This window comes from Pseudoalteromonas sp. 2CM28B, assembly GCF_023161935.1.
On the sequence record NZ_JALNTH010000009.1, the window covers coordinates 148,670 to 159,557 of the forward strand.

10 protein-coding genes and 2 pseudogenes are annotated in these 10,888 nt (G+C 41.0%); 1 reads left to right on the top strand and 11 read right to left on the bottom strand.

Annotated elements, in window-relative coordinates; genetic code table 11:
- Positions 1 to 212 precede the first annotated feature (212 nt).
- Positions 213 to 794: a thiol peroxidase gene (gene tpx / locus MTN96_RS14535; RefSeq protein ID WP_036982343.1), complete on the top strand. Its 582-nt coding sequence runs from the start codon at positions 213 to 215 to the stop codon at positions 792 to 794.
- A gap of 73 nt (positions 795 to 867) precedes the next feature.
- On the opposite strand, the gene adk is transcribed toward tpx, so the two are convergent.
- The 11 genes and pseudogenes from adk to MTN96_RS14585 form a co-directional block, all read right to left on the bottom strand.
- Complete coding sequence (gene adk / locus MTN96_RS14540; protein WP_036982340.1) at positions 868 to 1,512, bottom strand: adenylate kinase; 645 nt, start codon at positions 1,510 to 1,512, stop codon at positions 868 to 870.
- Positions 1,513 to 1,873: 361 nt separating this feature from the next.
- Positions 1,874 to 3,787 (bottom strand): molecular chaperone HtpG, encoded by a 1,914-nt coding sequence (gene htpG, locus MTN96_RS14545; protein ID WP_036982337.1) that lies wholly within the window; start codon positions 3,785 to 3,787, stop codon positions 1,874 to 1,876.
- 121 nt (positions 3,788 to 3,908) lie between these two features.
- Positions 3,909 to 4,621, bottom strand: a pseudogene (locus MTN96_RS14550) (RluA family pseudouridine synthase).
- A 104-nt stretch (positions 4,622 to 4,725) separates the two neighbouring features.
- Complete coding sequence (recR, locus tag MTN96_RS14555; RefSeq protein WP_036982332.1) at positions 4,726 to 5,334, bottom strand: recombination mediator RecR; 609 nt, start codon at positions 5,332 to 5,334, stop codon at positions 4,726 to 4,728.
- Positions 5,335 to 5,340: 6 nt separating this feature from the next.
- Positions 5,341 to 5,667 (bottom strand): YbaB/EbfC family nucleoid-associated protein, encoded by a 327-nt coding sequence (locus MTN96_RS14560; RefSeq protein WP_013465191.1) that lies wholly within the window; start codon positions 5,665 to 5,667, stop codon positions 5,341 to 5,343.
- Between the two features lie 60 nt (positions 5,668 to 5,727).
- Positions 5,728 to 8,061, bottom strand: coding sequence for a DNA polymerase III subunit gamma/tau (dnaX, locus tag MTN96_RS14565; protein WP_069439626.1), 2,334 nt, complete (start codon positions 8,059 to 8,061; stop codon positions 5,728 to 5,730).
- A 3-nt stretch (positions 8,062 to 8,064) separates the two neighbouring features.
- Positions 8,065 to 8,610, bottom strand: coding sequence for an adenine phosphoribosyltransferase (apt, locus tag MTN96_RS14570; protein WP_013465193.1), 546 nt, complete (start codon positions 8,608 to 8,610; stop codon positions 8,065 to 8,067).
- A 160-nt stretch (positions 8,611 to 8,770) separates the two neighbouring features.
- Positions 8,771 to 8,893 (bottom strand): hypothetical protein, encoded by a 123-nt coding sequence (locus MTN96_RS37035; protein ID WP_282447298.1) that lies wholly within the window; start codon positions 8,891 to 8,893, stop codon positions 8,771 to 8,773.
- Positions 8,894 to 8,964: 71 nt separating this feature from the next.
- Complete coding sequence (locus MTN96_RS14575; RefSeq protein WP_069439627.1) at positions 8,965 to 9,717, bottom strand: DUF2063 domain-containing protein; 753 nt, start codon at positions 9,715 to 9,717, stop codon at positions 8,965 to 8,967.
- A 54-nt stretch (positions 9,718 to 9,771) separates the two neighbouring features.
- Positions 9,772 to 10,629 (bottom strand): DUF692 domain-containing protein, encoded by an 858-nt coding sequence (locus tag MTN96_RS14580; RefSeq protein ID WP_069439628.1) that lies wholly within the window; start codon positions 10,627 to 10,629, stop codon positions 9,772 to 9,774.
- Positions 10,630 to 10,693: 64 nt separating this feature from the next.
- A pseudogene (locus tag MTN96_RS14585) lies at positions 10,694 to 10,888 on the bottom strand (hypothetical protein); the annotation flags it as partial.

Sequence of the window (10,888 nt, forward strand, 5' to 3'; positions counted from 1 at the left end):
CTATTTTAAAACTTGTTGTACGCTGACACCGCAAAAAATAAAGGCACGGATATTATTAATCATTACCTATTTATTATATATACATATTAATCAAAGTATTGCTTATTTACAATTTTAGGGAAAAATAAACGCGTCAATTATTCTGCTTGGTAACTCCGTCACTGTATAATACACTCACCACTATTACGTTAATTCTTAAAAGGAAAAAATCCATGCGTCGTTCATTAGCCTTTGCATTAAGCCTGTTTTGTTGCACTAGTTTTGCATCAGAGTTACCTGAAAACACCTTAGATGCAGGAAAAGTAACAGCGCAAGGTAAACCTGTTACGTTACTAGGCCAAGGCCTTAAAGTCGGTGCTGATGCGCCAAATTTTAAAGTGGTCGACGACAGCTTTACTGCCATTACATTAGAAAATTACCAAGGACAGGCTATATTGATCAGCGTAGTACCAAGCTTAGATACTGGTATTTGTAGCCTGCAAACAAAACATTTTAATGAAAAAGTAGCGCAACAGTTTCCTAGCGTAGCCATGTTGACGATTAGTGCCGACCTACCTTTTGCACAAAAACGTTTTTGCAAAGCAGAAAATATCGATAAAGTTACGACACTTTCTGATTCTGTATGGCGTGATTTTGGCCAAAAGTATGGGTTAATAATTAAAGATATGGGGTTACTTACTCGCGCTGTTTTTATTCTCGATAAAAGCCATAAAGTTATATATAAACAATTAGTTAGTAGCTTATCAACCGAGCCTGAATACGATAGCGTTATTGAAAAGCTTAAAACGCTTTAAAGGTCAAATTTCAGATAATAAAAAACCGCTATAAAGCGGTTTTTTTAATTATGCTTTTAATTTTAGATAAAAATTAACCTAAAAGCTCAGCTAGTTGCTTGCTTACAGCTTCAACCGCTTGAGTACCGTCTAATTTATGGTACTGCGTATTACCTGCTTGCGCTTCTGCTTGATAGTAGTCAACCAGTGGCATTGTTTGCTCATGGTAAATGCCTAAGCGTTTACGAACTGTCTCTTCTGTGTCATCCTCACGGATAATAAGCTCTTCGCCTGTTTCGTTGTCTTTACCTTCCTCTTTTGGTGGATTGTAAACAACATGATAAACACGACCAGAACCAGGATGAACACGACGGCCACCCATACGCTCAACAATTACTTCATCAGCAACATCAAACTCAATAACATGATCAACGACAACGCCATTGTCTTTCATTGCATCAGCTTGTGGAATGGTACGTGGGAAGCCATCAAGTAAAAAGCCTTTCTCACAATCAGGTTTTGCAATGCGCTCTTTAACAAGGCCAATGATGATGTCATCAGAAATTAACTGACCTGCGTCCATTACTTTTTTTGCTTCAAGGCCAAGTGGTGTGCCTTCTTTAATTGCAGCTCGTAGCATATCACCGGTAGAAATTTGTGGAATACCGTATCTATCCATTAAAAACTGAGCTTGAGTACCTTTACCTGCACCCGGCGCGCCCAAAAGAATAATGCGCATATCATTGTCCCCTAATATGAGAGTTTATTTTAAAGTCTGAATTCTTCCACAAGCGCCACAGATACTCAAGTAACTTATACTAATTGTCTAGAGTCTGTTGGCCTTTGCGGATTAATATTTGTGCAAACCAGGGGCACTTTAATAGCGGCACAAGGTTTGCCACCTAGTGGGTTGTGTAAAAATTGAGCAAAACTTCTGCGTCCTGCTCACGCCATTTGCCACCCCCCATGTAGGCAGACAGACCCTTTCGGGCAGCGCCTATGCAGAAAATTTAACCTTTACAAATCAATAAACTCTATGCTCCAGCGCATAAAAAAGGGAACAAACGTTCCCTTTTTACTCAATCATTGATTTTTAATACTTATTTGCTCAAATCAAGCATAAGTTTATTTAAGCGAGTGACAAATCCAGTTGGATCTTTAAGCGTACCGCGCTCAGCTAGTAATGCTTGATCTAGCAATACATGTGACCACTGCGCAAATTTATCTTCGTCTTGCTCATCATTTAAATGCTTAACAATCTGGTGTTCAGGGTTTAGCTCAAATACAGGTTTAGCTTCTGGCACTGCTTGACCTACTGACTCCATCAGCTTTTGCATTTGCGAGCTCATGTCGTTGTCGTCGCTCACCACACAGGCTGGCGAATCGGTTAAACGATGTGTAAAGCGTACTTCTTTAACATCATCACCTAATGCGGTTTTAATACGCTCAATAAGGCCTGCAACTTCTTTTTCAGACTCTTCTTGTGCTTTTTTCGTTTCTTCGTCGTCTAAGTCACCTAAATCTAAATCGCCGCGAGTAATTGATTGAAATTGCTTATCTGCAAATTCAGTTAAGTGGCTCATCATCCACTCATCAACACGGTCACTTAGTAGTAAAACTTCAATGCCTTTTTTGCGGAAAATTTCTAAATGCGGTGAGTTTTTAGCTGCAATAAATGAGTCAGCAACAACATAGTAAATTTTATCTTGGCTGTCTTTCATACGCTCAATGTATTGTTCAAGCGATACATCTTGAGTGTCTGAATCGGTATGCGTTGAAGCAAAACGTAACAGCTTAGCAATGCTCTCTTTGTTAGCCGCATCTTCTGCTGGGCCTTCTTTCATTACTTGACCAAATTCATTCCAAAACGTTTGGTAATCATCGGCTTTGTTTTTCGCCATACGCTCAAGCATTTTAATAATACGCGACGTACACCCCTTACGGATAGCTTGGGTCACTTTGTTATCTTGAAGTATTTCACGCGATACGTTCAGTGGTAAATCATTTGAATCTAATAAACCTTTAACGAAACGCAGGTAGCTTGGCATAAACTGCTCAGCATCATCCATAATAAATACACGTTGCACGTATAATTTTAAGCCACTTTGGCGCTCACGGTTCCATAAATCAAACGGCGCTTTTTTCGGAATGTATAACAAACTGGTGTATTCAGTTTTACCTTCAACTTTGTTATGCCCCCAACTAAGTGGATCTTCCCAGTCATGGCTTACATGTTTGTAAAATTCTTTGTATTCATCTTCAGAGATTTCAGACTTATCACGCGTCCACAATGCCGTAGCACGGTTAATGCTTTCCCACTCACCAGGAACTGCTGGAATTTTCTCACCGTTTTCGCCTTCAGACTCTGGTACTTCTGCTTTGTACATTTGTACTGGTGTAGAAATATGATCAGAGTATTTAGTCACGATACTACGAAGGCGCCATTCGTCTGCGTACTCTTTTTCTTCTTCACGTAGGTGTAGAATAATGTCTGTACCACGGCCTTGTTTTTCAATTTCTTGCAGCGTGTATTCACCTTCACCTTTTGATTGCCACTCTACAGCTGTTGTCTCCCCTGCTTTACGGGTACGCACTGTCACTTCATCAGCCACAATAAACGCTGAGTAAAAGCCCACACCAAATTGACCAATAAGTTGTGAATCTTTGCTTTGGTCGCCCGTTAAGTTTTTGAAAAATTCTGCGGTACCCGACTTTGCAATTGTACCTAAAGAGCTGATCACTTCATCACGTGTCATACCAATACCATTATCAGAAATGGTTACCGTATTCGCTTCTTTATCAGCACTAATACGTACACGTAAATCAGCATCACCTTGATATAAGTCGCCGTTTGATAACGCTAAAAAGCGTAATTTATCGGCGGCATCAGATGCATTTGATACAAGCTCACGTAAAAATATTTCTTTATTAGAATAAAGCGAATGAATCATTAAGTTTAATAATTGTTTTACTTCTGTTTGAAAGCCTAATGTTTCTTTTTGTGCAGCAGTCATTTATGTATCTCCAATTTGCAAAGTGTCTGCGTTATGCACTTAATATGGGGGGAGGTGTGAGAACTTCAAGTAAAAAAATATAAAAAACCCCATTCAAAGACACTTTAAAAGGCTTAATCAACTAAAAAGGCGTTGCGGCATGCCCGTGCATTAGCTTATCAGTGCGTGGATGCACAAAAAATAAGTCGCTGGCATGTAATAATAACCGTTGAGTTCTCTGCTCACTGCAATCATTTGTATATAAATCACACCCTAGTATAGGGTGGCCAAACGTTAGGCTATGTATTCTAAGTTGATGAGTGCGTCCAGTTATAGGAGTAAATTCGACTAAGGTTTTTTGCTCTTTGTGAAAACGTTTAACCACTTTAAATTCGGTTTGCGCGGGTTTGCCGCTGTGGTGGCAAATTTTCACTTTCGGAAATAGCATTTTATCTTTTACTATAGGCGCAGTAATCACTCCTTGAGACACAGCAACCAACCCTGAGAGCATTGCGCGGTATTGTTTTTTAACACTTCGGTATTGAAATTGCAGATTCAGTGCTTTAGCTGCTTGCGCGTTAAGTGCTACCACCATCACTCCGGAGGTACCAAATCTAAACGGTGGGGTAATATGGCTTTAGGAAACGCTGCGGTAACGCCTTGTTGACCATTAACAAGCCTATGGTGAACCGAATCCCAGTTAAGAGGGTTTTTACCCGATAAACTCAACAAACCGCTAGGTTTATTGATCAACAAAATATCATCATCTTGATAAATGATTTCTGTGTGTTCATGGCAAACAGGTGCGATAAAGCCATCAACAATCACATTAGCACTTTGAGTTATTGCAGCCATACCATCCTTAAGTTGTTATTTATATTGCATCAAAGGCAATAAAAAAGCCTACAAGATGTATGTAGGCTTTTAAAATAAGTTCAAATAGTTAAGCTTAAAATAAACTATTCATGGCTGACTAAGCGCCGACCACTAAATGCATGCATAAGCGTCATTCCATCGACTAAATCAAGCTCACCACCAACAGGAATACCATGAGCAATACGCGATGCACCCACATTGTTTTTGTGGCAAAGCTGAGCAATATAATGCGCCGTTGTTTCGCCTTCAACCGAAGGATTTGTGGCTAAAATGACTTCATTAATACCGCCTTGCGCGAGCTTTTGCTCAAGTACATCAAGGCCAATTTCTTTAGGCCCTATGCCATCAATCGGTGATAAATGCCCCATTAATACAAAGTAAAGCCCTTTGTATTGACCTGTTTGCTCAATGGCCAGTACATCCGTTGGCGATTCAACAACACATAAAATACCACTGTCTTGGCGTTTAGTGCTTAAGCAAATATCACAATGCGCTTGCTCGGTAAATGTGCGGCACGATTGGCAATGACCTACAGCATTCATTGCTTTAGTCAGGGCATTACCAAGTTGAGCACCGCCTTTACGGTCGCGCTCTAACAAATGAAACGCAATACGCTGAGCAGACTTTGGACCAATGCCGGGCTGACAACGCAGTGCTTCAATAAGCGATGTTAAACTATCTGAAAGTTGCATAGTTGCTTAGAACGGCATTTTCATACCAGGTGGTAATTGCATACCGCCTGTTACTTTGCCCATGCGCTCTTGCGTTTCGTCGGCAACACGGCGCACAGCATCGTTACATGCTGCAGCTAATAAATCTTCAATCATGTCTTTGTCGTCTTCCATTAAGCTCTCATCAAGCTCAACACGGCGCACGTTGTGGTTACCAAGCATGGTTACTTTAACTAAACCTGCACCAGCTTCACCAACGACTTCCATTGTTGCGATTTCTTCTTGGGCTTTTTGCATGCGCTCTTGCATTTGCTGCGCTTGCTTCATCATGTTACCCATTCCACCTTTAAACATAATCGTCTCTCTTTCTTTTAATACATTAACTGAAGTATAAATAAGGGCACTGATAGTTAATTACAATGCCTGAATACTGTTTTCGTCAATTTCAGCGCTAAATAGCTGTTGAAATTGTACTATATTTTCATCGCTTGTGATCACATCAATCGCTTGCTGGTGACGACCTGCATCAATTTTTTGTTGAATCAGATAAGGCGAGTCAATCACCCCACTGGCAAAGTCGATATTTAGCTCAACGTTATGCCCATAAATAGCAGATAACGCCACATTTAACTTTTGGCGCAGCATAGGCGTATCTAAATGCTTTTGCGATTCATCCACTTCAATATGAAAATGATTATCTTGCTTGGTAAAAATTGAATGCAAGGCAAACTGGCGCATGCGCCCGCCAAGCCCCATTCGCTTAATTAAATAAGCCCATTCATCTTGTTGATGGGCAAATCTAATTTCACTGATGGGGCTTTGAAAATCATCCGGTACCGGAATACTTGGTGCTTGTTCAACAGCAGGAGCCGGTTTTTGCGGATTAATTTGCTCTAATAGCTCAGGTGCAAGATTTTCGGTAATTGTTTGGTGCTTCGCTTTAAAGTCAACTTTATTTGCAGGTTTAGTGCTTACCTGTGGCTTGCTCCCTGACATGGGGAGCGCTGGCTTTTTTGGTAACTCATCACCCGTCTCACTATCCCATGGAGGCGGCTCCTGCGCTACAGTTTGAGGTGTATTGCTAATAGGTTTATCGACGGGCCTAGCAGGGGTCGATTTTGGCACAACAGGTTTATCGGTTGCTGCGCTTGACAGTTTACCCGCACCGGAAATATTTCTGTCACGTAAAATACGCGCTATTGCAGACTGTGCACGCGCTTCTTGCTCGCCCATTGTTGGCGCTGAATGCTCAGTGCTACTAGGTGCGTTTGATAGCTCAGGATTAAATCCTTGATCAACCGCGCTACTCATTACATCATCGTATTGAGCTGCAATGGTTTGTTCTACATCGCTGTGCTGCATGTAGGCATCATCTTCGCTTTGACGCTGCGCTTGTTCATCGCTAATTAGCGTTGTATCAGACACGTTTGGCTGACTTTGTGTTGACTCTTGCTCAATGTGAGTCAGGCTATTATCAGAGCGCGAAACCTCAGGCTCAGCGGCCTCTGTTGGCTGTGCATTATGTATTGATGGCTGACTTTCAGTGCTATTGCTCTGCGCTGGTTTATTTTTATTTAAAATATCACGCAATGCATTGGTACGCCCTGCGGCATTTTGCTCTGGCGCGGGTTGCGAGCTAGGCGCTGAATGCGTCGTTTGTGACTGCTCAGGTTGAAATGCTAACAATCGTAGCATAATCATCTCAAACCCTAAGCGTGGCTCAGGCGCCCACTGTAAATCTTTTTTGCCATTCAGTAATAACTGATAATACACTTGAATTTGCTGAGCATGAGTGTGCGCTGCAACATGCTTAATGTAGTCAGCATTATTGCTATCAAGTGCTGCCGCTTCAGGCACTAATTGGCTTAATTGAATAATATGCGTAAGTGCAATTAAGTCATCAAGTAGTGCAATGTAATTCGGATTTCTGCTCGCGACTTGGGCAACTTCAGCCATTAAGGCTGCGCCATCCTGCGCGAGTAATGCAGCGAGTAAACTCTGACTATAATGGGTATCCATTAAACCAAGCATGGCTTGAACAGCTTGATTATTAATATCGCCATTTGTTTGAGCAATAGCCTGATCGGTCAGGCTCAGCGCATCTCGCATACTGCCATCGGCTGCTTTAGCAATAATGCTTAGGGCATCATTATCAAAATTGAGCTGCTCTTGCGTAAGAACATGCTCAAGCTGTTGCTTAATTTCAGCTTGCGACAAGGCATTTAAATTAAACTGTAAGCAGCGCGATAAAATAGTTACCGGTAATTTTTGTGGATCGGTGGTCGCCAGTAAAAACTTTACATGCTCAGGTGGCTCTTCGAGCGTTTTTAATAAGGCATTAAAGCTGTGCTTTGACAACATGTGTACTTCATCAATTAAGTACACTTTATAGCGTCCGCGGGTTGGCGCATATTGAACGTTATCGAGTATTTCGCGAGTATCTTCAACTTTTGTGCGTGAGGCCGCATCTATTTCGAGTAAATCAATGTAGCGCCCTGCTTCTATATCAACACAGCTACTACATTGACCACATGGTGTGGCAGAAATGCCCTCATCACAATTTAAGCTTTTAGCAAAAATACGCGCAATGGTCGTTTTACCAACACCACGGGTTCCAGTGAATAAATAAGCGTGATGCAGTCTATTTTGATTCAGCGCATTAACCAGCGCTTGTTTAACATGAGACTGCCCAACCAATTCATGAAAGGTTTGAGGACGCCATTTTCTCGCTAGAACCTGATAACTCATCGATTATTCGCCTTCGAATTCAACCAATTTTAGGATTTTAATACCCATTTTTTCAACACGCTGCTCCCCACCTAGTTCAGGTAACGATACAACGAATGCTGCATCTGTGGCGTTGCCGCCTAATTTTGCAACCAACTTGGCTGTTGCTTCAATTGTACCACCGGTCGCCAACAAGTCATCAACTAGCAAAACTTTGTCGCCGGCTACAATTGCATCAGTATGAAGCTCTAATGTATCTTCACCATATTCGAGTTGGTAATCTTGGCGAATAACTTCGCGCGGTAATTTACCAGGTTTGCGAACAGGGATAAAAGGAATTCCCAAGGCATAAGATAGCGGTGCACCAAAAATAAAGCCACGCGATTCTGTGCCAATAATTTTAGTAAAACCTTGATCTTTATAGGCGTTAATAAATGCATCTATGGTTGCTTTAAACGCTTCAGGGTTTGCCATTAGGGTTGTTACATCGCGAAACATAATGCCCGCTTTAGGGTAATCAGCAATTGTAGTAATGCTGTTTTTGATAATTGCTGGTGTTACTTGAGTCATAATTTTAACTGCTCAATGGTTCATATTACAAAGCAGGTGATTATAACCTTAAGTGAGCGTAAATTGCGAGTTTGCGGTAGTCATAAAAATTCAGGAAGGATAAACAAGATAAAAAATATAAGGCTGATGAAAACAACAGCCTTATGAAATAAAGCAAAAATTACGTCAAGTTGGTGATCCAACCTAAAATAGCATTTAAACACCCTATTCCAGCAAACACGGCTAAAAATGCAAAAAAGTAAGCCGCATTAAACGGGTCTTTAAACTCTTTATCATCTGACATCGTACAACCTTTTATTAAGCACAACAAATAAAGGCGTTATAATAGACGATGTGAAATAATCTATAAAGAGCTTAATCTTGATTTTTTGTCACTATAATTTGACGCTGTGCCATAGCCGTTAAGGTACTTAATGCGCCTTGAGTTATTTGCTCAAGGCTAAATTGAGGTGCATTTTCACTGACTTGCTGGCAAACATGCGCAAATGTGCTTCCTGCGTTATTGTCAATAATAGACAACAGCATGGCGGTCATCGCATTAGTTGATAAAAATTGCACTTCATCACCTTTATCTCTGTACACCACAAAATAATGAGGCTGCTCTGAGGGCTGTTGTGGTTGAAACGCTTCGCTAATATGTTGCACGGGGAATTCATAGCTTAAGTTACGTGCCGTTTTAGATAAATATAAAGGGCTTTGGGTTAATTGATTCGTTACCAATTCGCTCTCATTCAAGTCAGCCTGAGTTACCGATACATCAAGCTCAATCCATTCATAATGCGCCAGCGCTAGCATAAACACAGGGTCACACTCTTTGGGCACATAACTTGTCATTAAGTACGTTATAAACTCTTCAGCAATATCTAAAAAGTAAGGCGACTGACAATCGTGTTCACTAAAAAATTCACGAACACGTAACTGCCATTGTTGCTCAGTGTAAAGTGTTTTTAATACCGGAAATGCTGATGATACAAACCCATTGATGTTATTAAAAAAAAGCTCCCGATAAATAGCCATACGTCTATCTTCAACATCTGCTGGGCAAGGGTTCGTGTTGGGCTGGCGAATATGAGCCATAAACTCATTTTGAATATCGATAAAACTCATAGTTAATACCCTTTTAAAACCATGCTGTTGTTATTACTAGCTGCATAAGACTGTTTAAGCACTTTGCTCAGTGGATAACAGCTGCAGGTGCTTTGCTTGTAATTGATGAATTATATCCAGCTCTTCAATTAGCACGTTAATAGGTGGAATATTAAAGTCCCGCTCTAACAGCGTCGGAAATACACCATGCGTTTCATAAGCGCTATCGAGCAACTGCCATACCGGATCAATAACATCGGCGCCATGAGTATCTATAATCAAGTCCTCGGCTTCGTTGTAATGCCCTGCAACATGGGCATAAGCAATTCGGTTAGCTGGCAATGCAGCTAAAAAGGCATGTGCATCGTAGCCATGATTAACTGAATTAACATAAATATTATTTACATCTAGTAGTAACTGGCAATCAGCCTGTTCTAAAATAGCGTTTGTAAATTCAAGCTCAGTTAACTGTTGTCCAGGCGCGCCATAATAAGACACATTTTCCAGCACAAGTGGTCGCTCTAATATATCTTGTACCTGCTTAACCCGAGAAACGACATGTTTGATCGCTTCTTCAGTAAAAGGAATTGGCATTAAGTCATACATGTGTCCTTTTCCTGAGCAATAGCTTAAATGTTCGCTATAAGCTTTAATATCGTGGTTATCAAAAAACGGTTTTAACGACTTTATAAATTCAATATCTAGCGGTTCAGGTGAGCCAATAGAAAGAGATAAACCATGACAAACAAAGTGATTATTATTAGTTAACTGCTTAAATTGCTTTTCAAAGCGCCCACCTAGCTTTAACCAGTTTTCAGGGGCCACTTCCATAAACTCAATTTGTTTTGGTATGGCATGCTCAAGCTCATCTAGCATTTCTCTTCGCAAGCCTAAACCGACCATGCCAAAGTTAGGCGTTTGATTTTGAGCCATAATAAAACCTCATATTAAATAAAAAGGGCCTAATGGCCCTCTCACTTATCGGAAAAAGAAAAGTTTAGTGGCTACCACCACATTTACCTTCGCCACATTTGCCTTCTTTTTTGGCCTTAGCATCGCCACCACATTTACCTTCGCCGCACTTGCCTTCTTTTTTGGCCTTAGCATCACCGCCGCATTTACCTTCGCCGCACTTGCCTTCTTTTTTGGCCTTAGCATCACCGCCGCATTTACCTTCGCCGCACTTGCCTTC

Excerpts from the sequence above, each read along its gene's own strand:
- tpx (WP_036982343.1), top strand. The coding sequence starts at position 213 with ATGCGTCGTTCATTAGCCTTTGCATTAAGCCTGTTTTGTTGCACTAGT.
- adk (WP_036982340.1), bottom strand. The coding sequence starts at position 1,512 with ATGCGCATTATTCTTTTGGGCGCGCCGGGTGCAGGTAAAGGTACTCAA.
- htpG (WP_036982337.1), bottom strand. The coding sequence starts at position 3,787 with ATGACTGCTGCACAAAAAGAAACATTAGGCTTTCAAACAGAAGTAAAA.
- recR (WP_036982332.1), bottom strand. The coding sequence starts at position 5,334 with ATGCAACTTTCAGATAGTTTAACATCGCTTATTGAAGCACTGCGTTGT.
- MTN96_RS14560 (WP_013465191.1), bottom strand. The coding sequence starts at position 5,667 with ATGTTTAAAGGTGGAATGGGTAACATGATGAAGCAAGCGCAGCAAATG.
- dnaX (WP_069439626.1), bottom strand. The coding sequence starts at position 8,061 with ATGAGTTATCAGGTTCTAGCGAGAAAATGGCGTCCTCAAACCTTTCAT.
- apt (WP_013465193.1), bottom strand. The coding sequence starts at position 8,610 with ATGACTCAAGTAACACCAGCAATTATCAAAAACAGCATTACTACAATT.
- MTN96_RS37035 (WP_282447298.1), bottom strand. The coding sequence starts at position 8,893 with ATGTCAGATGATAAAGAGTTTAAAGACCCGTTTAATGCGGCTTACTTT.
- MTN96_RS14575 (WP_069439627.1), bottom strand. The coding sequence starts at position 9,717 with ATGAGTTTTATCGATATTCAAAATGAGTTTATGGCTCATATTCGCCAG.
- MTN96_RS14580 (WP_069439628.1), bottom strand. The coding sequence starts at position 10,629 with ATGGCTCAAAATCAAACGCCTAACTTTGGCATGGTCGGTTTAGGCTTG.